The organism is Peribacillus suis, assembly GCF_059384845.1.
In genome coordinates, this window is sequence record NZ_CM182019.1 from 3,683,576 (window position 1) to 3,708,854 (window position 25,279).

At 42.6% G+C, this 25,279-nt stretch carries 22 protein-coding genes; 6 read left to right on the forward strand and 16 right to left on the reverse strand.

The window, feature by feature from the left end:
- Nucleotides 1-71: 71 nt before the first annotated feature.
- The 5 genes from AC503W_RS18090 to AC503W_RS18110 all read right to left on the reverse strand — a co-directional run bounded on the left by AC503W_RS18090 (nucleotide 72) and on the right by AC503W_RS18110 (nucleotide 7,928).
- Entirely contained in the window at nucleotides 72-3,869 is a 3,798-nt protein-coding gene (locus tag AC503W_RS18090) for a bifunctional 2',3'-cyclic-nucleotide 2'-phosphodiesterase/3'-nucleotidase (protein WP_494915319.1), read from the reverse strand.
- A 222-nt stretch (nucleotides 3,870-4,091) separates the two neighbouring features.
- Nucleotides 4,092-5,639: a BCCT family transporter gene (locus tag AC503W_RS18095; RefSeq protein ID WP_494915320.1), complete on the reverse strand. Its 1,548-nt coding sequence runs from the start codon at nucleotides 5,637-5,639 to the stop codon at nucleotides 4,092-4,094.
- Nucleotides 5,640-6,012: 373 nt separating this feature from the next.
- Nucleotides 6,013-6,471, reverse strand: coding sequence for a DinB family protein (locus tag AC503W_RS18100; protein ID WP_402871346.1), 459 nt, complete (start codon nucleotides 6,469-6,471; stop codon nucleotides 6,013-6,015).
- Between the two features lie 49 nt (nucleotides 6,472-6,520).
- Nucleotides 6,521-7,369, reverse strand: a complete 849-nt coding sequence (locus AC503W_RS18105) for a GNAT family N-acetyltransferase (RefSeq protein WP_494915322.1) — start codon at nucleotides 7,367-7,369, stop codon at nucleotides 6,521-6,523.
- Nucleotides 7,370-7,766: 397 nt separating this feature from the next.
- Nucleotides 7,767-7,928, reverse strand: a complete 162-nt coding sequence (locus AC503W_RS18110; protein WP_402871171.1) for a YvrJ family protein — start codon at nucleotides 7,926-7,928, stop codon at nucleotides 7,767-7,769.
- Between the two features lie 157 nt (nucleotides 7,929-8,085).
- On the opposite strand from AC503W_RS18110, the gene AC503W_RS18115 reads away from it, so the two are divergent.
- On the forward strand, nucleotides 8,086-8,706 hold the full coding sequence (locus tag AC503W_RS18115; RefSeq protein ID WP_494915325.1) for a sigma-70 family RNA polymerase sigma factor: 621 nt from the start codon (nucleotides 8,086-8,088) through the stop codon (nucleotides 8,704-8,706).
- Nucleotides 8,699-8,917, forward strand: a complete 219-nt coding sequence (locus AC503W_RS18120; RefSeq protein WP_402871166.1) for a hypothetical protein — start codon at nucleotides 8,699-8,701, stop codon at nucleotides 8,915-8,917. The genes AC503W_RS18115 and AC503W_RS18120 overlap by 8 nt, the downstream gene beginning before the upstream one ends.
- Nucleotides 8,918-9,033: 116 nt before the next feature.
- On the opposite strand, the gene AC503W_RS18125 is transcribed toward AC503W_RS18120, so the two are convergent.
- From AC503W_RS18125 to AC503W_RS18135, 3 genes are all read right to left on the reverse strand, one after another.
- Nucleotides 9,034-11,406, reverse strand: coding sequence for a penicillin acylase family protein (locus AC503W_RS18125; protein ID WP_494915326.1), 2,373 nt, complete (start codon nucleotides 11,404-11,406; stop codon nucleotides 9,034-9,036).
- A gap of 202 nt (nucleotides 11,407-11,608) precedes the next feature.
- Nucleotides 11,609-12,046, reverse strand: coding sequence for a hypothetical protein (locus tag AC503W_RS18130; RefSeq protein ID WP_407406913.1), 438 nt, complete (start codon nucleotides 12,044-12,046; stop codon nucleotides 11,609-11,611).
- A 196-nt stretch (nucleotides 12,047-12,242) separates the two neighbouring features.
- Complete coding sequence (locus AC503W_RS18135; protein ID WP_402871157.1) at nucleotides 12,243-13,109, reverse strand: STAS domain-containing protein; 867 nt, start codon at nucleotides 13,107-13,109, stop codon at nucleotides 12,243-12,245.
- Between the two features lie 168 nt (nucleotides 13,110-13,277).
- Here AC503W_RS18135 and AC503W_RS18140 point away from each other — a divergent pair, with 168 nt between their 5' ends.
- On the forward strand, nucleotides 13,278-13,427 hold the full coding sequence (locus AC503W_RS18140; protein WP_402871155.1) for a hypothetical protein: 150 nt from the start codon (nucleotides 13,278-13,280) through the stop codon (nucleotides 13,425-13,427).
- Between the two features lie 43 nt (nucleotides 13,428-13,470).
- Here AC503W_RS18140 and AC503W_RS18145 read toward each other — a convergent pair whose 3' ends face one another.
- The 5 genes from AC503W_RS18145 to AC503W_RS18165 all read right to left on the reverse strand — a co-directional run bounded on the left by AC503W_RS18145 (nucleotide 13,471) and on the right by AC503W_RS18165 (nucleotide 19,316).
- Nucleotides 13,471-14,724, reverse strand: coding sequence for a methyl-accepting chemotaxis protein (locus AC503W_RS18145; protein ID WP_407406916.1), 1,254 nt, complete (start codon nucleotides 14,722-14,724; stop codon nucleotides 13,471-13,473).
- A gap of 185 nt (nucleotides 14,725-14,909) precedes the next feature.
- Complete coding sequence (locus AC503W_RS18150; protein WP_402871149.1) at nucleotides 14,910-15,239, reverse strand: hypothetical protein; 330 nt, start codon at nucleotides 15,237-15,239, stop codon at nucleotides 14,910-14,912.
- 110 nt (nucleotides 15,240-15,349) lie between these two features.
- Nucleotides 15,350-16,534 (reverse strand): MFS transporter, encoded by a 1,185-nt coding sequence (locus AC503W_RS18155; protein ID WP_427685678.1) that lies wholly within the window; start codon nucleotides 16,532-16,534, stop codon nucleotides 15,350-15,352.
- A gap of 143 nt (nucleotides 16,535-16,677) precedes the next feature.
- The gene (locus AC503W_RS18160; RefSeq protein WP_402871145.1) at nucleotides 16,678-17,997 is read right to left on the reverse strand and encodes an APC family permease; all 1,320 of its coding nucleotides are present in this window, start codon (nucleotides 17,995-17,997) and stop codon (nucleotides 16,678-16,680) included.
- A 491-nt stretch (nucleotides 17,998-18,488) separates the two neighbouring features.
- A complete protein-coding gene (locus AC503W_RS18165; protein ID WP_402871142.1) occupies nucleotides 18,489-19,316 on the reverse strand; it encodes an undecaprenyl-diphosphate phosphatase in 828 nt (275 codons plus the stop codon).
- A 155-nt stretch (nucleotides 19,317-19,471) separates the two neighbouring features.
- Here AC503W_RS18165 and AC503W_RS18170 point away from each other — a divergent pair, with 155 nt between their 5' ends.
- Nucleotides 19,472-20,212, forward strand: a complete 741-nt coding sequence (locus AC503W_RS18170) for a glycerophosphodiester phosphodiesterase (protein WP_427685680.1) — start codon at nucleotides 19,472-19,474, stop codon at nucleotides 20,210-20,212.
- A gap of 57 nt (nucleotides 20,213-20,269) precedes the next feature.
- Here the strand turns inward: AC503W_RS18170 and AC503W_RS18175 are convergent, their stop codons facing one another.
- Nucleotides 20,270-20,473 (reverse strand): alpha/beta-type small acid-soluble spore protein, encoded by a 204-nt coding sequence (locus AC503W_RS18175; RefSeq protein WP_402871137.1) that lies wholly within the window; start codon nucleotides 20,471-20,473, stop codon nucleotides 20,270-20,272.
- Nucleotides 20,474-20,640: 167 nt separating this feature from the next.
- On the opposite strand from AC503W_RS18175, the gene AC503W_RS18180 reads away from it, so the two are divergent.
- Together AC503W_RS18180 and AC503W_RS18185 are read left to right on the forward strand one after the other, a co-directional pair.
- Complete coding sequence (locus AC503W_RS18180) at nucleotides 20,641-21,927, forward strand: glycoside hydrolase family 18 protein (protein ID WP_494915329.1); 1,287 nt, start codon at nucleotides 20,641-20,643, stop codon at nucleotides 21,925-21,927.
- A 239-nt stretch (nucleotides 21,928-22,166) separates the two neighbouring features.
- Entirely contained in the window at nucleotides 22,167-23,162 is a 996-nt protein-coding gene (locus AC503W_RS18185; RefSeq protein ID WP_402954255.1) for a potassium channel family protein, read from the forward strand.
- On the opposite strand, the gene AC503W_RS18190 is transcribed toward AC503W_RS18185, so the two are convergent.
- Together AC503W_RS18190 and AC503W_RS18195 are read right to left on the reverse strand one after the other, a co-directional pair.
- Nucleotides 23,159-23,563, reverse strand: a complete 405-nt coding sequence (locus AC503W_RS18190; RefSeq protein ID WP_402871129.1) for a YugN-like family protein — start codon at nucleotides 23,561-23,563, stop codon at nucleotides 23,159-23,161. The genes AC503W_RS18185 and AC503W_RS18190 overlap by 4 nt on opposite strands.
- 254 nt (nucleotides 23,564-23,817) lie before the next feature.
- Nucleotides 23,818-25,164, reverse strand: a complete 1,347-nt coding sequence (locus AC503W_RS18195) for a glucose-6-phosphate isomerase (RefSeq protein WP_402989946.1) — start codon at nucleotides 25,162-25,164, stop codon at nucleotides 23,818-23,820.
- Between the last annotated feature and the right edge of the window lie 115 nt (nucleotides 25,165-25,279).

Genomic DNA, 25,279 nt, shown 5'->3' on the forward strand with positions numbered 1-25,279 from the left:
AACATCCAGTTTGACCGATATATCTGCCAAACGGACTGACATCCTTCCTGAATGGACCGATAAAACTCATTTTAGTTATTGATGTTCGTGATTCTACCTTCCGTAACCGCCGTAATTTTTCCACCTTTAAAAGTGTTTTTCACATATTCAACGAAAGCCTCTAAATCGGCATGGCCGAATACGCGCTCTTTATCTTTTAACACGGTATAGTTATCGCCGCCGCTTGCCATGAAGTCATTGACAGTCACGGTGTACGTTTTTGACTCGTCGATTGGGGTGCCATCCGCTTTCTTCATTTCCGTGACGCGCTCTGCCACTGGCTTACTGAAATCAGCGGTATAGCTCAATCCGGAGATTTGCAAAGTTTTCGGATTGCCTTCAACGACCCACTGCTGTTGCAGCAATGTTTTCACTTCCGCACCTGTTAATTCAAGTTTGACCAGTACGTTTCCGAATGGCTGGATTTTTGCCAAATCGGCATACGTTACTTCACCTTGTGGAATATCGGCACGAATTCCACCTGGATTCATGAAAGCGAAATCAGATTGTAGATCGGCTTTCATTGAATCCGCGATTAAATTTCCAAGACCCGTTTCCTGGGTATAGGCGTTCGCTCTTAAAATCTTTTCATCCGTCGTTCCTAGTGGCGCTTTCAGTTCTGGGAACTGATCCAAATATGAGTTTATGAACTTCGTCGTTTCAGCATCTGGTGTGATTCCGTCTTGTGTGACTGTCACGATCTCAGCTGATTTTTTGACAATGTCCTTTGTTTTCGGATCAATTTCCAAGTCAATGTCTTCAAAAGCCGTTCCGTAAGAATACGCTTGAACGATTAACTTTCCATCGACCGTACTATTATTCTTGGCATGATTGTCTCCAGCTAAAATGACATCGACTTCATCATCGATATCTTTTGCCAGTTCCGCCACTTCCCCTGTAATGACCCCATCTTTCTCAGTGCCTGGATCATGCGAGACAACGACAATCGATTTGACGCCTTTTTCCTTTAACTCATCGACCGCTTTATTGACGGCTGGGGCCTGCTCAATGAATTCTACATTCTTGATACCGGCAGGGCTTACCTTTTGAGGTGTCGTATTCGTGACGACACCAATAAATCCGATTTCCACACCGCCGACCTCTTTAATGACATAAGGATCTAATATTGGTTTTTTTGTGTCTTTATACACGACATTTGCCACCACATACGGGAAGTTCAACTTATCGAAGACAACATCCGAAGTGGGTGACTTTCCGCCATTAATTTGGGCCATCAGCGTTTCGATTCCTTTATCGAACTCATGGTTTCCGACCGTTCCTACATCAAACCCCATATTATTCAGAAACTGAAGAGTTGGTTTGTCCTGTAATAGAGAGGAAACAGGAGCGCTCGCACCAACGGCATCCCCAGCTGAGATTAACAGGGTATTTTCCGGATTCTCTGCCTCACGCTTTTTTAAGTGGGCCGCTAAGTAATCGGCACGTCCTTGTTTGACTCCGCCAAACTCAGAAGTAGTATCCATTTGACCGTGAAAATCATTGATGCCCAACAATTGAACTTGAATGTTGTTATTGGCTAGATTGAATTTGTAGATACCAAATCCTTTATCATCCGTTTTGCCTGTATATGAAATAGCACTTTCTTCATTTAAATATTCTGCACCTTTTGGCGATGAAGTGAATGTAACATTCACCTTGTCGGAAATCGGGGCAATCGACCAGTTATTGTCTGCGGTCGGATTGATTTCCTTCTCTTGTGTAATGTAATCCATCAAGATCTGACGGTTTTCATCAGCGGAGTCGACAATGTATTCACTGCCTTTGACGCCTGGGAAATTCCCTCCGCCCGAAGCACGGTAATTATTCGTTATGACGATGAATTCTTGATTTGGATCAACGGCTTTACCCTCGTATTTCAAGTTGGTGATCCTGCTTGAATCTGATAGCTTCTCGCCTTTTTCATCATAACGAGGAGCTTTCGTGACATCGACTTGATACGTCACGCCATCAATCACGTCAAAGTTATAGACTGCAAACTTTTCATTCAGTAATTTCTGTTCCTCTGTTTTCGCAGGATCGATTGTATTGAATTTCCCTGCGGACATTTCAAGCCATTCTTTGACCACGGACCCTTTGATTTTGATGGCTTTTAATGTATTATCGTACAAATATAGGTCGCCAGCGCTGCGGATTGTCAAATCACCCGTTTTTATATCGGTGTATTCCTCGACTCCATTGCGGCCAGCCTTGAATGGTGCCCCTACAGAAAGGATTGGTAAGTCTTTATATTCAGGACGATTGTTCTTAAGATAATTTTCAACATACCATTTTTGTGCACTTGTTACGACCTGTACAGAAGGATCATCCTGCACAAGGGCAAAATAACTGTGGATTGGTGCTGTTGTTTTACCGATTGGCGTGTTAACATACTTAACCGTTGCCTCGTGGTCTTTTTTGACCGCCTTCACAACAGCCGCATCTTCCGCCGCTTTCTTACCGGTTACTTTGTCATTGATTGCCCGGGTTGAAGAATCTGAGTTGATGACTTTCCATTTTCCCTTGATATTCTGAATATCAAGGTCGATGATGCCAAGATTACTTCCACCATATCCTGCTTGGACGGCTGGTACCCCATTGATCGTTCCCTTTTTATTATCAACGCCCGCAAGGACTTTGCCTTGACTGTCTTTGAACAGGTTGTCCAATGATGCCTCATCTTGGGCCGGGAAGACTTTATGAGTATGTGAGAACGTGATGGCATCGATATTGGCCACTTTACTTAATGAATAGATAACATCCTCGGTATTTTTGGCGTCGCCGCTAAAACCGGAATGTGTAAGCGCCACGATGACATCTGCACCCTTTTTCTTCATTTCAGGGACATATTTTTTGGCTGTCGCAATGATTTCCTTTGTTATGACTTTCCCTTCAAGATTTGTTTTATCCCAATCCATGATTTGTGGAGGGGCAAATCCGATATAGCCGATTTTCACGGACTTTTCATTACCATTTATATCTTTCACTTTCTTCGTCACAATCTTATAAGGCGTGTATTTATTTTTATCATTATTTGGATTTTTGTCTTTGTCTTTTTTATAAACGTTTGCATTTACATAGGGGAATTTCGCATCATTGATGGCTTCATCCAAATAGGATAAGCCATAGTTGAATTCGTGGTTACCGAATGTAGCCACATCATAGTCTAGTAGATTCATCGCTTTATAGACAGGGTGCACTTCTCCCTTTTTAAGCGGGGCTATATTCGCTTTGTATGTACCAAGCGGCGTGCCTTGAATGAGGTCCCCATTATCTACTAAGACACTATTTTTCACTTCTTTTCTTGCCTGTTTGATCAAGGTTGCCGTGCGGGAAAACCCTACTGAATCCGATACGGCATTTTTGTAATAATCATAACTTACTAGATTGGTGTGTATGTCTGTCGTTTCCATGATTCTCAGTTCAAATGGCGCGTCGGAAACCGAAGTGGCCAAGCTTGTTCCGAAATTACTCGTTTTTCCATTATAGTTGGAAACGACGGATACCTTGATCCAATATCCTGACTTGTACGTGTTGAAGTGAGCAGAAAACTTTTGTGCTGTCTTGATGTCCGTCTCTACTGCTGATTGCGAAACGACCTTTGTCCCATTCATTAACTGAAAGACAACGGCTTCTTTCCCCTTATTGCCCTTTTTGGGCGTAACGGTCACAGTGGCTTTTGCCCCATTTGTGTAACTTACCGAAGGAGCGGATATGGCAAACGGTTTCGCTTTTGCCTCTCCTCTAGCGGATGCATCCACCGGAAGGGCAAATGGTGCTGTAATTAAACTTACAGCAAGGATAGGGACTAGCATTTTGGACTTGAACGACATACTTCACAACCTCTCAGATTTTATCAAATTCTAGAATAATATAACATATCCTTATCAGAATTTTTACACATTTTATTATGATCTTACATTTTTTGATAAAATACTTCTTTTGCATCATTTATTTATTGACAACAAGGGAGAATATACCATTTTATTTTTCTTATATATTTGTAAAAAAAAAAGCCCGGCTCATTATATGAACCGGCCTACTAATCTATTTGATTATCTTGTGCTTTCCTCTTCCCTTAACGGTGTTTTTTTCACTGTTGTAGGTTTAGGCGCCTTTCTAAAGTCCTTACGCAGCGTTTTATAAAAGGCAGCCATGATGAGTATCAGAATGATCGTGAATGGCAGGGCCGAAACGACTGATGCAGACTGTAATCCGGTCAATCCACTCGATAGGAGAAGGACCAAGGCAATTGCCCCCATCAGGACACCCCATATCACTCTGACGAGCACTGGAGGGTTTAAGCTACCGTTCGTCGACATCGAGCTTAAGATAAAAACGGCTGAATCGACTGATGTCACAAGGAAAGTCAGGATTAAAATCAAGACGAAAACCGTGACGACACCTGTGAAGGGAAGTTCTTGAAGCATAGTAAAAAGGGCACTCGTTATATCATTATTCACAGCGGTTGCAATTTGCGTCCCTTCAAACAAGTCCATATGAAGGGCTGTACCACCAAATATGGCAATCCAGACTAACGCGATGACTGGCGGTGCGACCATCACACCTATGATAAATTCGCGGATGGTACGCCCCCTCGAAACGCGGGCGATGAATGATCCGACGAATGGCGACCAGGCAATCGCCCAAGCCCAGTAGAAGATTGTCCATTGATAGACCCAAGGATTGCCCGTATATGGATTCAACCTTAGACTATACGATACGAAATTAGAGATATAATCACTAATCCCCACAATGAATGTATCCAGGATAAATTGGGTCGGCCCCGTAATGAAGATGAACAGCATGATCACGAATACCGCAAATAAGTTATAGTTACTTAACCATTTCATCCCTTTGTTCAACCCCGTGATGGCAGAAGTTAAAAAAAGGGCTGTCATCGCGATTACGATGATGATCTTGATCCAGTTTGCATCCGGCACATTATAGGCGAAACGCAAACCACCATCTATCTGCATGATGCCTAATCCCAATGAAGTGGCAACACCCATGATCGTTGCGGTGATGGCAAGGATATCAATGATTTTTTTTGTTGGTTTCACATGCCGTCCCTTCCCGATTACAGGAGAAAGCGTGGTTGAAACCAGACCGTTTTCCTTTTTCCGGAACTGAAAATAAGCCATGGCAAGTCCCACGATTGCGAATATGGACCATTGACTGACGCCATAATGAAAGAAGGAATACCCCATTGCCAATCGGGCGCTTTCTGTCGTTAATGGTTCGACGTCTTTGTATGGTGGCGTAAAGAAGTGGGTCATCGGTTCTCCTATCCCGTAGAATACTAAAGCAATGCCAAACCCACAGGAAAATAACATGCCAATCCATGTGAACATAGGGAATTCCGGACGTTCATCATTCCCGCCCAAACGAATTTTTCCGTATTTGCTAAAAACAAGATAAATCAGGAAAACGACGAATAAGAAGACAGCGGCCAAAAATAGCCAGCCAAAAGAAGATGTAGTAAATGCTAGAGCGGCATTGGCCCCTTTCGCAAAAGTGTTAGGAACCATCGCTCCTATAATGACAACTAACGATACAATCATAGCAGAAATCCAAAAAACGCTGTTTAATTTTAAACGCATCGATTCTTCCTTTCTAAGGTGCATGGTTTTTTATTGAAATGGGTTATGTTATATGAATGGTCATTCGAGGGGAAAGAATTGAATTGGATAAAAACAAGAAGATAAAAAAGGAGCTTGCCTATTCATGAATAAACGCTAACCTGTGCTGCTTATTTCATTTTCTTTAGATCACGGATGCTGGAATCCAAAAATCTTCTACGTCCCTTTAACAAAATCAATTCTTTAATAATATAGCTACCATTTCTAACCGGCTTTTTGAAAACATATCAGTCTAAATTTCTATATACCCCATTTTTTACTTGATAATCATAAAATTTGGCCATACAAGAAAGGAACTGGAAATGTGGGTACATTCACCAGTTCCCCTTTGTCCTTATAAATGACGGTCAATCAAACTGGCGGAGACCGGTTGGATGCCCATCTCCCTCGACCAAATCGACAGCTGACCGATATGATGGATTTCGTGGGCAATCAGGTGCCTTAATACCTTGCCCTTTTCATAACTCCCTTCCATCCATGGTGCCTCTATACATTCAAACTCCATGGCAGGTGACCACGTCTCCAAGAACTCTTTCACTTCCGGATGATATCTTGCGGATAAGTCCTGAATCGCTTCAACTGTATGAAAGGAATCCAAATCTATCTCGAGATCCGGCTTTCCCTGCATGGCCCTGATCCAACTATTTTCGACATCGATGACATGGGCGAGCGTCTTCAATATTTGGCCCATCCCCCCGTTTCTCTTCCTTAGTAGTTCATCAGAATGGAGTTCGTGACACCAACGAAACCACTCGCTTCTTACTTGCCAGTTATAGCTAAAAAGTGTATACAGACTATCATCTCCTTTACCTAAAGGCTCGAACGCCTCCTATTTAGAGAACTCATAGATGAGCGGATCGTGCCTCCCTGTTCTCTTCCTTATACCGATAATAATCCTGCCGCTGTATCGTCTTGAACCCACATGATTCATATAGCCTGAGGGCATGGGCGTTCGTCGCTTCCACTTCCAAAAAGATTTCATAGCCTAGACCATGCTGTTTTGCCACTATCTTTTTCAACACCTTTTTGCCAATGCCTTTCCCCTGATATTCCGGAAAAATGGAAAACCCGTAAATCCACGCTTCCCCTTCACTATGATCGACACGGATCTTGCCGACGGTCTTCCCATCTGCCTCGATCATCAAGGTCTTCAATGTATGTTCAAACTGAATGCGCTGATAATATTCCCTCGCTTCCTTCTCCAGAAATTGAAAACACTGAATGTCCAACTGAATCTCCGTTTCTGCATCCATTTCTCGTGAAGGGCGAATGACAATATCTTCATAGTCTGACAGTTCGGTAGGCGTCCATTTCATTTGGTACTCCGAGAAAGAAAATTCACAAGGAAGCCGTTTCAAAAACTCCTTCCCCGATTGTGATGGTCCTGGAGTGTTCAGGATGATCTCTCTGGCCTCCCTTCCCAACGCATCATCCAATGCTTCATTCACCAGCTTAGTGAAAATCCTCTTCCTCCGGAACTCCGGGTGAACCATGCCACACATCTCCAATTTACTTCCGAAGTCATATAACCCCACAAACCCGACAAGCTGTCCTTTTTCGTAATGAAGAAAATCATTTTGCATGATGCCATTCCGGCTCCGGAGTGTATCCCAATTCAGCTTCAATGTAAAATCTCCTTGTTCACTTTCTTGTTGTAAGCATTCAAGGTCCCTTAGTTGTTTTTTATTCAAAATAGTTCGCCCCCCCATCCTCCATTCCATTTTATTCCTATTCAATGAAAAATACAGCATCCTCAAATGGATTGCTGCATTTTTTTTCATATCTTATAAAAATGTTGTTTTTTCAAAAGTATTTTCACTTTACTCTATAAAACTAAAAACGTATGGGAGGGGGATTTCCACTAATTCTAAGGACCGATGCATTATATCAATAAAATGATTCTATTTGAGGATTATTTTTTCCATTTTTTTGTGTTATATTCCAAGCTAGGGGAACATAATATCCTATTCGGGCAAAATATGAATAGAAGGAAATAGGCTTCGTCACCTCATGTTCAATCAGATTTTGGATCCGATGAATATAGGATCCAAAATCCATTTTTCAACCTAGCCCCTCGTTACCTTTATGTCAACTTCTCTTTTTATGGCCTGTTTTCTTTAGGTTTTCTACTTCTACAGTTAGTTCGTTTAGTTTTTTTCCGAAGCGGAAGAGCAAAAACATTGAAACGACGAATGGATAGCCAAAATCGCTAACTAATGATACCCACACAGTAGCATCCTCAATCATCATCCTCTTCACCCCTTTTCTTGTATCTATTAAGTAAAGTGAATAATGTCCGAGCAAAATCAATCTAGCACTATCGGTTTATAGCAAAAAGAACAAATGTTCGTATATAATTGATTTATTCCCCTTGTCCATCACTTTAGAACTTAAGGAGGGATAATAAATGAACAAGTTAACGGCCCATTTCTTTTCTTATTCACTTGATGTGTTACATCAGAGATATGCTTCATTCTTTAATCAACCCATCATCCAGGTTTTTTTACAAAATCCTGAACATTTGAAGATTTTCACGGATACGCTTGAATCCCCTTCTACCAACAACCTTTGTCATCTCAACGAGACATTCCAAATTTTCTATTACAGGGCCAAGGTGTACAAATACTTATGCTCTTTAATTTACTTTTTCTCAGTTGATTATGATAAAAGGGCGCGAAAGCAACGGGAACGCTATCGAATGGATCTCGACATGACCTCGGATAGCGGCGGTATCATCGACCGAATCGGAAATGTAGATGTTCAACTTGAAAAGATGGGGGAAACCGGCGACCTTTCTTCCCACATTAGTGATGAACAACTGGTGAATGCGCTGCAAAAACTAACGCCCAAACAAAATAGGGTACTCACGATGGTCTATTCCTACGGCCTAACCAACAAAGAAATCGCAGCTTATTTCAAAGAATCACCCCAGAATATTTCGAGCATTCGCAAACAGGGACTCGAAAAACTGCGAAAACACTATTTGAATGAGATTTATGTTAGGAAGGAGAACAGGTACTGTGGATAACAAACTATCAAAGAAAGAATTGATGGAAATGATCGATTCTTTAGACCCCAAAATAAAAAAGTCCTTAAAGAATACACACCATCAGGACAGAAAAGACCTGGAACAAGAGATAAAGCTCAAAATCATAGAATCCTATGAAAAAATTGCAGCCATCGAAGCTCCCAACTTCGAGGAATTCCTGACAGAATTCTTGAACAAACAGAAACGGTAAGGAGTGCCAAGTTCAGCTCTTGCTGGGCTTGGGGCTCTTTTTTTATGTGGCTTTCCGTCCAAGCCTTTTTCAAGGACAAAAAGGACCTCACTTTTTAGAAAGTGAGGTCCCTTCTCCTATTCAGGCTTCAATGTCAGCGTATCGCCTTTTGGTTTATCTAGCCTGGTTTTGTGATACGTCCCTTCCGCCCAATCTTCGAGCTGGTCATGATACCATTTACTTTTGACATGTCCGGATTGCCCAGGACCGACGAGGTGATAAGCTTGATTCATATCGGAAAGATCCATGACAAACCTCCAGGAGCCGCCATGATTGACGGTACCGTCGTCAAGAAATGCAGCGGCCTGGACAGTGACACTGCTCCCGCCAACGGGAATCCCTCCTTCTCCGTTAAACAAATAGTTCAATGGGGAAACGCTTGAAAGCGGATGATCGAAGCGGACTTGGTGGTACTCTCCCCACGCCCAATCGGTTAGGTCGCCTCCTTGCGTTTTCTCCAATTCTTTCAATGTCTCCTGTAATGACTTCGCCAATACCTGCTCAAGTCCCCCTGCTTCCTCGATCCATGGACCTGGCTTTCCGCTCAGGGCCTCCCGCAGCAATTCATCAATCGCCGATTTCCTTCCATTAAAAAGCTTAAGGGTTTCCTCTGGAATTTCTTCCGTCAGCAGGACATCCCCGATTTTTTTCATCCACACATTGAAGATCATCGGTGCAGCGGCATCTGCAGAATCTATCTGATTCCATTTTTGTAGAATTTCTAACGCCTTTTGTTCCTGCTTTCCTGATGGCCCGTTTAAGATCGTTAAAAATTGCGGGACAAATTCTCTCGCCTGCAAATTCACCTGATCCATCTGCAGACTTTGCATATCCCCTGCAGTCAGTTTCTTATTCGCTTCCAAGAACTCCTGAATCCTCATCTGACGATAGGGCTGTGCCCAGTTATTACTGATGTGGTACGGATAATCATCTGATATGACCTTGTTATTCGCGGTCGAGATGAATCCCTCCTTTGGATTGATCGTTTTTGGCAATTCATCGAATGGAATATAGCTTTTCCATTCATATTCATCCGTCCACCCTGGCACGGGCAACATGCTATCACCTTTTTTACGGATTGGAATCTTCCCGTTCGCCTTATACGCTATCGTCCCATCGTTGGAGGCGAAAACGAAATTCTGTGCAGGCGTTTCGAATTTCAAAAGCGCCTTTTCGAATTCATTCCAATTCTTTGCCTTATTCATATTCAAAACCGCTTCCAGTTCTGCTGACGGATCTAGTGCCGTCCACCTTAATGCCAGGACCGTATCTTTCCCACTTTTACCGGCGAATTCAGAAACGACCGGGCCATGACGTGTAATGGTCACCTGGTAATCAATCGTCTTACCGTCTTTCACCTTGATCGGTTCATCGATTATTTTGGCCTTTTCCCATTTCTCCTTATAAGCAAATTCATTCTCGTTCTTTGGGTTCCTCTTCTCAATATACAGATCCTGAACATCCGGACCCGTATTCGTCACACCCCAGGCAACGTTTTCGTTATGACCCAATATGATGCCAGGAATTCCTGCAAAAATGACCCCACTCACATTGACGGTCGGTGCCTTCAGATGCATTTGGTACCAAACCGAGGGAGTGGCGAGTCCAAGATGGGGATCGTCGGCTAAAAGCGGCTTTCCCGTATCCGTCTTTTCACCGGAGACCACCCAGTTATTACTGCCATTGAATTCATAAGGTATGACGGCACCAGCAAAGCTCTTCTCAATGTCCAGCTCTTCCTTGCCGATGATATAAGGTGCATCCTTTGGATAATCCGGGAATAAGTCATAGGCCTTTTCCTTTGGGAACGTTTGGAGTAAGTACTGTCTGAATGCCTGATCTTCCCAGTTCCCGCCTAGATCAAACGCCATATACTTCCCAATCGTCAATGAATCCACAGGTGTCCAGGGTTTCGGCTCATAGCCAAGCAAAGTGAACTCGACCGGCCATTTTCCATTATCCTTCAATTCGTCGATATAGAGATTCACACCTTCAGCGAATACATCCAATGCTGCTTTCCCTTCACTTGAGTAGCCCGCATATGAAGATTCGGCAGCCCGCCTTAGCCCAAGCGTTCGAAAGTATTTATCATTTTTCACGGTCTTCTCACCAATCACTTCACTTAATTCCCCGGATGCCTGACGCCTGCTTAGGTCCATCTGAAACAAACGGTCCTGCGCCTGAATATACCCTTGAGCCAAATACAGATCATGTTCATTATCAGCCGTAATATGTGGAACCCCACTCGAATCACGTATCACTGTAACCGGTTTCAAAAGACCGGGCAATAATAAATCCCCCTTCGTTTCAGGAAGCGACCTTGATAAGAATACATTTGCCGCAATCACGGCTATCACTATAAGCAAGAGCAGCGATACAAAAACCCAAAGGACACGTCTTTTCCATTTTCTTTTTGGTTTTGGCTTTGACTGAGGTAGGACTGCTTCCATTGTTTCATCTCCCTTTTCTAATAACTCTCTCTTTCTACTTTAAAGTATTCGCTTTCATATCCGACTTCCCTACCAATCCTTCAATATTTTTCTACTTATTCTGAAAGGATTGGATATATGCCTCTCCTTTTTCCTATGTACGATTAAGGAAAAATTCCTTTTGAACGCAAATGAAACGCATCGATGAACCGATGCGTTTCATTTAGGCGTTAAGGTTAAGATATTCAATCACCTTCTCCACTTCATCCGTATACAAAAGGGACTTATCAAAATCATGGACGGCTTTCGTCTCCGCTTCGAGGTAGTCATATCGGGAAATTAGATTCAAGTATCTTTTCCACTTATGTTTTTCCTGCAAAAGCCTCTTTTCCCTTTCAATATCTTCCGGAATCACTTCATTAATGATAAAGCAAGGATCCGAAAGAACCGGATGATTGAATCGTTCGTTTAAGGTAATCAATTTTGCTTTATCCCATTCGACCCTGACCAGGTCCGATATGGCCCCTACATTATCGACTGAATCAAGGATACGCTTTGATAGCGCCTCATACTCTTCATATTCGAGGCCGTTATCCGTCATGATCCCCACACTGAACCATTTTACTTGTGGATCGAGGGTGTTTTTTTGTTTGAAAGCCACTATTCATTCAACAACCTTTCGTCTATGTAAGTCATGTTTTCCATATATACGATTGAAGATAGCAGGCACCCCGTTTCTTATGCTTTTGACTAACTTATCATAATTCTTCAAAGTAAAGAAATACCGGTCACTTTTGGTCAAAAACATCATCACTCTACATGCTATAAAAAAAGGATCCTCATTCATAAGGATTCCTTCAATTCGAATACTGGATTGTAATTCCCCTCTGTTTAACGATATACTCCATGGCTTGGGCGAATGATAAGAATGATTTAACCTGGTGAGAGAAATCAAGCTTGATAATTTGCCTGACTACGGCCGGTGTAAACCCGACAAACATCGTTTCTGTACCCATCAATGCTAACGCGCCAACCAACTGGTCGAGCAGGGAAAACATGTTATCATCCTGCGTATAAGTGATGCCGGAGAAATCCAAAATCATTACTTCAGCATGGGAATCGTTACACTTTTGCAGGACCGTCGACTGCAAGGACCCCATTCGCCATTCGTCGATACGTCCGATTAACGGTACGAGCAACACATCGCTTAACATGGTTTGGACGATTGGCGTCGCCAACTCCTCCATGACTTCTTGATTTTCTTTTACCTTCTTTAAAGATTCGTTTGCCGATTTGGCAATTTTCTTATAATAATTCACAAAACTCACACTCATGCAATAGAGGAACTCGTCCAATACGGCATCAATGATTGAACTAGCTTTCAACAAGACTTCGATAGAATAGTGTCGATTGCTGACTTCCTCTTCAATGAAGCTCCAGAAAAGGTTACGCGCCAGCTGAATCTCCCCAATGATTTTATCTAACGAAACGCCCATCTCCACAATTCGATTCCCAACTCTCATCCCGATTTCACTCATGCTTTCCATCGCCTGGGCTTTTCCATGGATCAAGGCGTCAGCATGGATTTGAATGATTTGTGCCCGAATCACCTTGCTGGTTTCCAAATCATATGGCGAATCTTCTTCGAAAAGTTCGAGATGTTGGACCAAGATATATTTGAATTTTTCGATTTTTTCTCCAATCAATACCAATTCTTCCTCCAAAACGGCAACAGCCTCCATTCAGCTCTTGATTTAAATATCAAGCCTTTTTTTAATTTTAGCAAATTTTTATTTAAAAGCGATATAAAAACCTTATATTACCAATAGGATAAAGGAAGTTTCATTTTATTAAAATAAGGGTATTACGATAACTTGGAGGAGGGATTCCTAATGAAAAAAGAACAACAAGACTTTGAAGCAGAAAATATGAGTGACTTAGTTGAACTGATCAATAGTAAAAATAATAGCCGGAGAATCTTAGATGTACTTCGTCGTAATAAAAAAGACAAAAAAGAAAATAGAGATGAAAAAGGCAAATGAAGACCCAGACCAAAAAGGTCTGGGTCTTCATTTCCGATGAGGCTTAAATTTTGAAAGTATGGATGATGCCATCCATTTCTCCGGCTAGTTTCCGCAAGTGTTCAGCAAAGGCGCTGATTTCTTCTATTGCGGCGGATTGTTCCCCCGTAGCCGTCAAGACATTTAGTGTCGCCGCCTCTGAACCCGCCGCTGCAGTGGATATCATCTCCATCGACTGTACAGCCATCCTCGTTCCCGCTTCCATTTTTTCAATCGTCTCCCCCACTTGCCCCACTTGATCAGAAAGATCGTTTATGGAGTGGTGAATTTCTATAAATGTATCTCCAGCTCCGGTCATCACGTTGATTCCTTCGCTTACCTCGCGATTGACAGACCCCATTTGCTCGGCCACCTGCTTTGTTTCTTTTTGGATATGGTTGATGATTTCACTGATTTGCTGAGTTGCATGGCTTGATTGCTCTGCAAGGTTCCTCACTTCATTGGCCACCACGGCAAACCCTTTTCCTTGATCACCAGCCCGTGCCGCCTCTATGGAAGCATTCAAGGCCAATAGATTCGTCTGCGCAGCTATCCCTGTAATCACTTCAACTATTTTCCCTATCTCGACGGAACGTTCCCCCAATCCATTGACGACCCTTGCCAATTCATTCACATTCGAATAAATGGACTCCATTTGTTGGCCCGCCTGTTCGATTGAGTTTTTTCCTGCATTCGCTTTCTCCAAGGACTTATGGATGGAGCCAGATACCTTCTCCGCCCCGATTGTTACCCTTGAAAGGCTGGATGACATCTGATAAATCACCTCAGTAGTCTCGTTCACTCCCTTTGCCTGGTTTCTGGCTCCTTGTGCGACATCTTCTATCGAGCAGGAGATTTCTTCCGTCGCGCTGCTTGTCTGATGTGCTCCTTCCGCCAATTCATTGGAATAGGCGTTCATATTCTTCGATGCCTCCTGAACCTTTTTCAATACGTCGCTCCAAGACTCCACAGTGTGATTGATATGAAGTGCAATCGTTTTCAAAAAACCTAACTGATCTTCACTTATCCTTTGTTTAAGGTCACCGTCCGCAATTTTCTCTAGATAACGATTAATCAATCCAATCGGACGAATGAACCTTCGATGGTTGATCACGGAGGAAATAATTCCGACAACCACACCGCAAATTGTAATGAAGACCAGATTCCATAGCATGGGCATTCCCGAAATACCATTTGCGAGACAAACGAACAGCCCAATCATGAAGGTACCTGGTACCACAACCAAGCTCGTCCGAATGATATATTGAATTAGTCTCATTAGTATCCACTCCTATGATTTTAAATTTTTTAAAATGTTCACAGAATTATCATACTATTTTCCTATTATAATTTCCACATTTATCCTTAAATAGTACTTATTTATCACAAATAAAAAAAGCTGATTTTGTTTAGCAAGGACAAAATCAGCTTTCTATTCTACTATTCACTTATTTAAGAACGGCGCTATCTTTTCCTTTGGATAGTCTTGACTTCATCACCGTCCGAAGAGATATAGACCGTTTCATCTACTTTATAGGATAAATACCGGTCACAATCTATTTCCAATATCTTTCCGTTATCGAATTTCATTGCGCAATTCGAACCCTCTTCTGTTTTGCTCACGTTAATGACTTCATTCGTCTTAAAGCCAATCGCCTTGCCATCGGAAAAATGAGGGTAGTACTTCTCGACGATCACCACTTTGTCCAACCGGCCTGGACCTGTTAAATATACAACCAATAATATGATTAAAACGGCTATTAAACCACCTAGGATTACTGTTTTTCGTTTCACTCTATCTATTACCCCTTCTTTTTATCAATCTATTACTTACTATCCTTTTTCAATAGATTATATTCAGAAACCTAGTAAATATGATAGAAAAGAGACTTTGTTTTCCTCTTTTATTTTACCTTTTTCAACATCCATATACAAATGGCCGCCAAAATGATCAAGATGGATACAACGGAAATGACTCCTCCCCAGCCGAACCGGATTAAGAATATACCGCCCGTGGCCCCCACTATACTGGATCCTCCATAATAGAAGAAAAGGTACAGAGCCGAGGCTTGGGCCTTCTCGTTTTTATCCGCCAACCTTCCGACCCAACCACTCGCAATCGAATGGGCCCCAAAAAAACCAAAGGTGAAAAGAGCCAATCCCAATATTTTCATCGATAGAGGAACTGCCAAGGTCAGGAGGGCCCCTGCTAGCATGATCAGTATCCCGGTTAGTAACACGCGTCCCCGGCTATAGCGGTCAGCGAGCTTCCCCATCCAAGTCGAGCTGAAGGTCCCGACGAGATAGATAAGGAAAATGAAACCGATCAGTGTTTGTGATAATTGATAAGGCGGCTCCATCAAGGGAATCCCCACGAAGTTATAAACGGTGACAAAGGAACCCATTAATAAGAAAGCCATGCCAAATAGCCATAATAATTGTGGATTCTTCATGTTATGTCGTAAGGATTCTATCATTCTCTTCACAGACATGTTCGTGTGCGTGACATGCTGAGAGGAAGGCAGCATCCACCAAAAGAACAAGCTGATAAGTAAGCTTAAAACGCCAAGACTTCCAATCGCTACATTCCATGAGTAGTGATCCGTCAACACCCCGACAATCAATCTCCCTGCCAGCCCTCCAATTGACGACCCACTAACGTAGATGCCCATCACATACCCCAGGCTTTTCGGATGGAATTCTTCATTGATATAAGCCATGGCGATTGCCGGGAACCCTGCAAGGACTGCCCCTTGAACCGCCCGGATGGCAATCAACAGGTAGATGTCATCCTGGACAAAACTGACACTGATCGACAGCAAAGCAGACATGGTCAGGGCTACACCCATTATCTTCTTTCGATCAATGCTTTCCGAAAAAAAAGAAACCAGCAATAGGCATATGGAGAGCGTCCCGGTTGCAAAAGACAACGTAAGACTTGCCATTGGTGGAGAAACCCCAAACTGCTTCGCAAAAACCGGTATGACCGGTTGCGTACTATATAGATCTGCAAATGTTACAAAGCTTCCAAGAAATAAAGCCAAAATCGTTTTCCGAAATGATTTACCCGCAGGTTCAATATAATTCAATTCTGCTCAGACCTTTCAATTCCTTATTTCTTATGTTAATACGTCTGAACTCAATTGTCTATTTTACGAATAAGGAGCAGGCCCATGGGATTGCCAGGCATAAAAAAGTCCCTTCACAGATACCGTGAAGGGATGGAAAATCGTTAATGAACTTGTCTATCCTTCCGCTCACTCTTGACCATCAGCCAATATACAGGTAAGCCGATTATCAAAATAATTATGGAGTAGAGGGCATCCATCGGTGTATCGATTAATGTGCTAAGCACTATGTATACCGCACCGATAATTGCCAGGATAGGGATGAACGGATAAAGCGGCACTTTATACGTTTTTGCATCCGGATCTTTTTTACGTAGAATGAAGACTGCAAAGAAGGCTAGCCCATAAAAAGAAAAGACAGAGAATATCGCCATATTCGATAGCTTATCCGGATCTGTCACAATCATCATGATGATCGCAATGACCACTTGTAGAATCGTGGCATTGACAGGTGTCCTGAATCTAGGTGATATCTTCCTTATCTGTTTATGACCAGGAACCATCTTATCCTCAGCCATCGCAAGTGTAATCCTTGGGAAGGTTAGAAGCTTGCCGTTCAGGCAACCGAAGATTGAAATCAAGATTCCGATTGCAATTAATTTTCCGCCTAGCTCGCCAAAAAGAACGGTGGCTGCAACATTAGCGGAATTCGTTCCATTCGCAATGATTCCATCAGGGCCCAGAACGTGTAGCATGGCCAGGTTTACAGCTAAATAGGCTACCATGACCACGACTATCCCCGTGATGATGGCCCGAGGTAATGTCTTCTGTGGATTCTTCATCTCACCAGCCATAAAGCCGACATTGATCCAGCCATCATACGCCCAAAGTGTTGCAAGAATGGCCCCTGCCATACTCACCTTCACCGTCGTTTCAACATCCATGTTGAAAACGGGCATCTCACCTTGAGCCATGCCGAACACAGCTATGAAGACGATTGGAATCAATTTGGCAACCGTTGAAACGGTTTGGATCAACCCGCCATATTTCGTCCCCAACAAGTTCATGGCCGTCAAAAAGACAATCGTGATTATTCCAATACCCATTGTATAATCCATGGATATATTAAATAAACCGGCCACCAACGCACCAAAGTATAAACAAAGTGCGCCCATTACTGCAGGTCCATAAACTAGCGTTTGAACCCAACCGCAAAGAAAGCCCCACAACTTTCCATACACTTCTTCTAAATACGCATATAAACCGCCCGTTTTAGGAATTCGTGTACTCACTTCGGCGATTGTCAATCCACTTGCCAGCGTAATCAAGCCACCAATCAGCCAAGCCAATAAGGACATCGTTGAATTACCACTTAACTCAAGTACCACTCCCGGCTTCATGAAAATACCAGAGCCTATGACTGTACCCACTACTATAGATGTTCCAACCCAAAAGCCAATCGTTTTTTTCAATTGATCATTCACATAATGTCCTCCTTCCGTGTACACACCTTCTATTTTCTCAGAAAAATTATACCACGAAAAATATACAAGAATAGTTTATCGAATAATCTAAATAATCAATCTGATGTTACAGGCCTTGTTATCTCTATATTGTATCCGTTTTCATAATTATTTTAACTTTTCTTCATTTTCACTAAATTACGAATTATTTTTTTTATAAATTCAAGTTTTCATACTTTAAAATGACTTAAGACGAATGATTTAGTTAATTATACATATAATATTTCGTATAATTCCATTCTATCTTCAGTTATTTCATTTATGGTTTCGATATCGATGGAATGATGCATACAAGGTCCTCAGATTCATATCTTTATCCTTATATAGAGATTTAATCCAATATGAATATAACATTAACATTCTTTTGTGCTCGCTAAGCCACGAAAAAAGGCAGAAATGTTGATGTCGCAACATTTCTGCCTTTTTCTTTTCATTTTGTTAAACCCTGCTTCTTACCAAACAATAAATAACAGGATAATGGCTAAGACCATACGATAAATAGCAAATGGCGTCAACTTCACTTTATTAATCAATAATAGGAAGAAACGTATGCAGAATAACGCAAATATGAAGGCACTGATAAACCCTGCGATAAAGAATGGTAACACGTCAGGCGTAAAGTACTCCCAGTATTTTACGATTTTCAGCAAACTGGCTCCTGCCATGATAGGCACAGCCATGATAAACGTGAAATCGGAAGCTGCACGGTAACTCATCCCCAGCAGTACGCCGCCTGATATGGTGGAACCCGAACGGGAGAAGCCTGGCCAAAGGGCTAGACATTGTATCAACCCGACACCTAAGGCTTGTTTATAAGTAATTTGATCAACCGTTTCGGCTGTCAATTTCGGTCGGAACCTATCCGCTGCAATCATCAGCAAAGCACCGAGGAATAATCCGACGATTACCGTCTTTACAGTGAATAAATGGTCATCAATATAATCTTCGAACAATAAACCTAATACGGCCGCAGGCAGCAACCCTACGATGATTTGAAGCAAATTCAACTTTTTCCCTGCCACGGCAGAGGGGTTCTTCATCTTTCGTAATCCGAGCAAGTCCATGAACCGCCCCCAAAAGAGCACAACAACAGCCAGTATCGATCCCAGTTGAATGACGACCTTGAATGCATTCGCTACTTCACTACCAAATATTTCGGTAGATTTCAGCCATAGATCATCAACTATGATCATATGCCCCGTAGAAGATACTGGTGCAAACTCCGTCAGGCCTTCCACAAGGCCAAGGATAACGGCCACAAAAATTTCCCATATATTCATTGTTTTCACCTCATTATTTCTCCGCTTGTAAATGGAAATACCATTGTATTTTACTCGTTGTTTAAAATATTGTCTATTAATCATTGCTGAAAGAAAGAAGAGATACATGTATCATAGATTCAAGGTTCTTCTTTTCAGAAAAAGGAGTGATGCATGTGAAAAACACCCAAATCTATGCCCACCGTGGATCCAAAGGAACGCATCCTGAAAATACGATGATTGCATTCAAAGAAGCACTACGAGTCGGGGCGGATGGCATCGAGTTCGATGTCCACCTCAGTTCGGATGGGGAATTGGTAATCATCCATGATGAAACACTTGACCGGACGACCACTCTTTCCGGGTATGTAAAGGATTTCTCCGCAGAAGAGTTAAAATCAGCGGATGCGGGAAGCAAATTTTCCGAGGAATTCCATGGTGAGAAGATTCCATTCTTAGGTGAAATTTTCGAATGGGCGAAGGAACATACATTGTGGATGAATATTGAGCTTAAAACAGATAAGCTCCCTTACGAAGGCATCGAAAAAAAAGTTGTGGGTTTAATCCGGCAGCATCACATGGAAAATCGAGTGATTCTTTCTTCTTTCAATCATCAATCGATTGAAAACGTAAAGACGCTGGCCCCGGAATTGGAGCGGGCTTTATTATTCGAGGGATTGCCAGCAAACGTCGAGGAAATTTTAGCCGAGAAAAAAGAAGCTGGCTTTCATCCTGACAAAAATAGCCTGACCCCTTCCATTCATGCCACTGCGAGGAAACTTGGATACAAAGTCCGCCCTTGGGTGGCCAATAAACCAGAAGATATCGAGCGGCTAGTCAAATGGGGAGTCGATGTCATCATGACCGATTTTCCTGAGAAAGCCATCACGACTCTGAAAGGCATGTCAGCTAAATAAAATGTGAAAGAGAAGGGGAACATTCCCCTCCTCTTTCAATCCATGTTTATTCAGTTATTAACGAGTCGATCCGCCTAATTGTTGTTCAGCCATTTGCACTAAACGTTTTGTAATTTCTCCACCAACTGATCCATTAGCACGTGATGTTGTGTCTGCACCAAGGTTTACACCGAATTCAGAAGCAATTTCATACTTCATTTGCTCTAGAGCTTGTTCTGCACCAGCTACTACTAGTTGATTACTGCTATTGTTGTTTGCCATGTGTTTCTCACCTCCTTATATATATTTATTTACATCTCCCCCTCCAATTATGTTTTCCAATTTATTGAATAATCGTAACTTTATGAAGATAACTTCTTCGCTCGCTATCATGAATTTCTTCCTATGCTCATAAACTGTTAGGAAACTTTCAGTAAGGGGGAAAAGACGTGCAAATTCATGTGGTTAGGCCTGGCCAAACGTTATTTGGCATCGCCCAAACATATAGCGTGAGCGTTGACCGGCTCGTTGAATCAAATAAAATTCCTAACCCAAATAATCTTGTCATCGGGCAGGCCATTGTCATTCCAATCGTCGGCAGCTATTATTTTGTCCAGCCTGGTGACACTTTATTTTCGATTGCTCAAAAAGTGGATGTACCCTATCAAGAATTAGCGAGGATCAATGGCATTTCCGATCAGGACTCCTTATCCGTGGGGTACCGCCTATATATTCCTGCCCGAAAAAAACGGACTGCTGAATTCAACGGCTATGTCGAGCCCCGTGGTACAACAGTCGCTCCTGCCCTTGAAACAGCTGCTCAGGAAGCCGCGCCTTATTTGACATACTTAGCGCCATTCAGCTTTCAGGCACTGCGAGATGGCACCTTAAAGGAACCGTTGCTCAATAACTTTCCCACCATTGCAAAAGAAAACAAGAATGTCCTCATGATGGTCATCACCAATCAGGAAAACGATCAATTCAGTGATGAACTTGGTCGGATCATCCTGACGAACACCTCCGTGCAGAATAAGTTCCTAAACAACATTGTGACCACAGCCAAGAAATATGGATTCAGGGATATTCACTTTGACTTTGAGTTTCTCCGCCCGTCCGATAAAAATGCCTATAACCAATTCTTACGTAAAGCAAGGGATCGTTTCAAAAAAGAAGGTTGGTTCATCTCGACGGCACTTGCACCAAAAACCAGTGCAGAGCAAAAAGGTGGCTGGTATGAGGCACATGACTATAAGGCACATGGTGAAATTGTCGACTTCGTGATCATCATGACGTACGAATGGGGATACAGCGGCGGTCCAGCACAGGCGGTATCCCCGCTAGGACCGGTTCGGGACGTACTGGAATATGCCATCACCGAAATGCCGGCCAATAAGATTCTGATGGGCCAGAACCTATACGGATATGATTGGACATTGCCTTTTGTCCAGGGCTCCATCGCCAAAGCGATTAGCCCTCAGCAGGCCATCCAGATTGCTGCCGCGAACAATGTATCCATAGAATACGATGAGAAAGCGCAGGCGCCCCATTTCAATTACACGGATGCAGATGGGAAGGAGCATGAGGTCTGGTTTGAAGATGCCCGGTCCATTCAAGCAAAGTTCGATTTGATCAAAGAATTGAACCTTAGAGGAATGAGTTACTGGAAGCTAGGCCTTGCCTTCCCGCAAAACTGGTTGCTCATCAGTGAGAACTTCAATGTCCGACGACGGGTCTGAGGGATTTTCATATTTTTTTGCAAAAACCATGTGGTCCTCGCATATCATCAAGTATTGAGCATGAAGTCCTTTTCTGGATACGTGACTCCACATGATAAAAACCTTCCGTCAGGTCACGGAAGGTTTTTATCATGTATTTGATCTCATGTTCTTACTAGAACTTCTATATATATCCGTTAACTCCTTATGAGTTCAGTCCATTTTGTCCATACTAAAAGGACTGTCGTAGGGGGGATAACATGATCCGAATCAATCCGTTCAGCAACACTTTTAAAAGGTCTCCACGTTTACTCAAACTATTTTTGACCATCATCCTATTTTTACTTGTATTCGGTTGGCTGATTCATCTAGTCGAGCCTGATAATTTCCCTTCCATATTCGAGGGAATTTGGTGGGCAATCGTCACGATATCGACCGTTGGATATGGGGATTTCACCCCACTTACGAAGTTTGGGAGAATCCTCGGGATGCTTCTCATCTTATCGGGTGTCGGGCTCATCACTTCTTATTTTGCCTACATCGCCAAAATGTCCATCTCAAGCGACCAACAATTCCTTTCCGGAAGAAAGGAGTTTAGCGGCACCGGTCACTTTATTATCATCGGCTGGAATGGACGTTCAAAACGAATCATCAAGAACATTCATGAACGCATGCATAACCAATATATTGTCTTGATTGACGACACATTGACCAAGCACCCTTTGCCACGGACGAATATACATTTTGTCCAAGGGAAAGCCAGTTTGGATTCCGTTTTGCAACAGGCCAATATTAAACAGGCGGCACGGGTCCTCATCACTGCCGATCTCCAACAAAACGAACTGCAGACCGACATGTTCACCGTGTTGGCTTTACTGGCTATAAAAGGACTGAACCCTCATGTATATTGTCTTGTTGAAATTTTAACGCAGGAACAGAAGGAAAATGCATTACGTGCGGGAGCAGATGCCATTATCGAAACAAATAAGTTTGCGAGTGATTATATGCAGGAATGTTTATGGAGAGGCATGGAAAAGCGGGAAGAAGAAAATTCGGCCACCGAAAATGGTTTAAAGATTGAACAGATGCCCGTCCAATTCGATTGGAACGGGCAAACATTCAAACAATTGGGGATTACATTATTAGATAAGGATATTCTCTTGGTTGGCATCATTTCAGGAGGCGAGACACGTATCAAGCCTCCTGCAGATGCAATCATCCATCAAAATGATATCTTGCTCATCATCGATCGTTAATCCAATAAGATTTTTTCAAGGTCCCGAACGAGGGATTTCCCATACGCAATATATTCCTGAGGAAATTCAGCATCGGGGTCTTCCGGCTCGGCAAATTGATTAAATGAAGCGGAGAGATTCCCGATATTTCCCTCGCGGTCGATGCCATCTTCATACTTATGAGATAATAAATACGGCGTCATGATTTCAACCATGGCCCCGTCAGTATCAAGTGACCCATCCACAGCTTTGAAGGGAACACGCAAAAACTGATAGCCATCTTTGTCGTCCATTTTGAAATCGAAGGTGCCGTGGTCATAATCCCAACCACCACCAATCATATACCCTTCTGGTTTAAGCTTCGTTTCCAAATCGAATAATCCAAAGGTTTTCCCTTCCAATTTAGAAGATATTTCAATCATGTTAAAAACCTCTTTTGCTAATTTTAATAATTAGCTTACCCAAAAGTCTTAAAATAACCCCTATTGATCACTATCCTCTTTCGATTGGGTAAAAAACAAATTGGCTTCGTCACTGATTTCCAGGCGATCTTTTTGTTTATTTTCTAGGTATTGGATTACATTATCAACCTTTTTTCTTAACCTTTTCTTAAGCCGATAATAAAGGCATCATGCGTGGACAATCTAGTCCAGCATGATGCCTTCTTCACTTAATTTTATAAACGCTGTTCGAGTTCCGCCTTTTTCTCTTCATACCCTGGTTTTCCTAGCAGGGCAAACATATTCACCTTGTAAGCTTCGACCCCAGGCTGATCAAACGGATTGACCCCCAACAGATAGCCGCTCATCGCGCAAGCCTTCTCAAAGAAATAAACAAGGTAGCCGAATGTGAAGGCATCCAGTTTTGGTACGGAAACAATCAGGTTAGGAACACCGCCATCCGTATGAGCCAATAAGGTACCTTCAAATGCCTTGTTATTGACGAATTGTACGGTTTCACCAGCCAGATAATTCAAACCATCTAAATCATTTTCTGCTGCTTCAATCGAGATTTCATGACGTGCCTCTTCCACTTTGATGACCGTTTCGAAAAGGTCGCGTCGCCCTTCCTGTACATACTGCCCCATCGAATGCAGGTCCGTAGAGAAGTTGGCGGCTGCCGGGAAAATCCCTTTCTGGTCCTTCCCTTCACTTTCGCCGAACAACTGCTTCCACCACTCTGAGAAATATTGCAGACCAGGTTCATAGTTGATCAACATTTCAATGGTTTTCCCCTTATTATAAAGGACGTTACGGACGGCCGCGTATTGATAAGCCTGGTTCTCGGAAAGCTCCGATGAACTGAAGTCCGCTCTAGCGCTCTCCGCCCCTTCCATCACTTGATCTATATCCGCACCACTTACAGCAATCGGAAGCAAGCCCACTGCAGTAAGTACAGAATACCTTCCACCGACATCATCCGGAATGACGAACGTTTCAAATCCCTCTTCCGTGGCCACTGTCTTTAATGCGCCCTTTTCTTTATCGGTAGTCGCGAAGATACGGCCTTTCGCTGCTTCTGGACCATACTTTTGCTCGAGAAGCTTACGGAAAATCCGGAACGCAAGGGCAGGCTCCGTCGTTGTGCCCGATTTGGAAATCACATTGATTGAAAAGTCCTTGTCGACCAATACGTCCATGACATCTTGCATATATGTAGAACTTATGTTGTTACCAACGAATATGATTTGCGGAGTGTTTCTCTTATCAGAAGGCAAAAGGTTATAGAAACTATGTTGCAGCATTTCAATGGCTGCACGTGCTCCTAAATACGAACCACCGATTCCGATGACCAACAGGACGTCCGAATCTTCTTTTATTTTGGCGGCAGCTTTCTTGATCCTGGAGAACTCTTCTTTATCATAATCCTTCGGTAAATCAACCCAGCCCAGAAATTCATTGCCCGCACCGGTCTGTTCGTGTAGAGAATGATGTGCCACTTTTACAGCATCCTGTAAATAGGTCATTTCGTGCTTTCCGAAAAACGGTAGAGCTTTTGAATAATCGAAATGTAGATGGGACATGCCAATTCCTCCTTTATTCTTTGGTTACCCTTTTACTTTATCTGATGTATTTAGCAGAATCAAGAAATCGCTAAGTCTTTTAGAAAAAACTCCCACTATCGAATAGTGGGAGCCT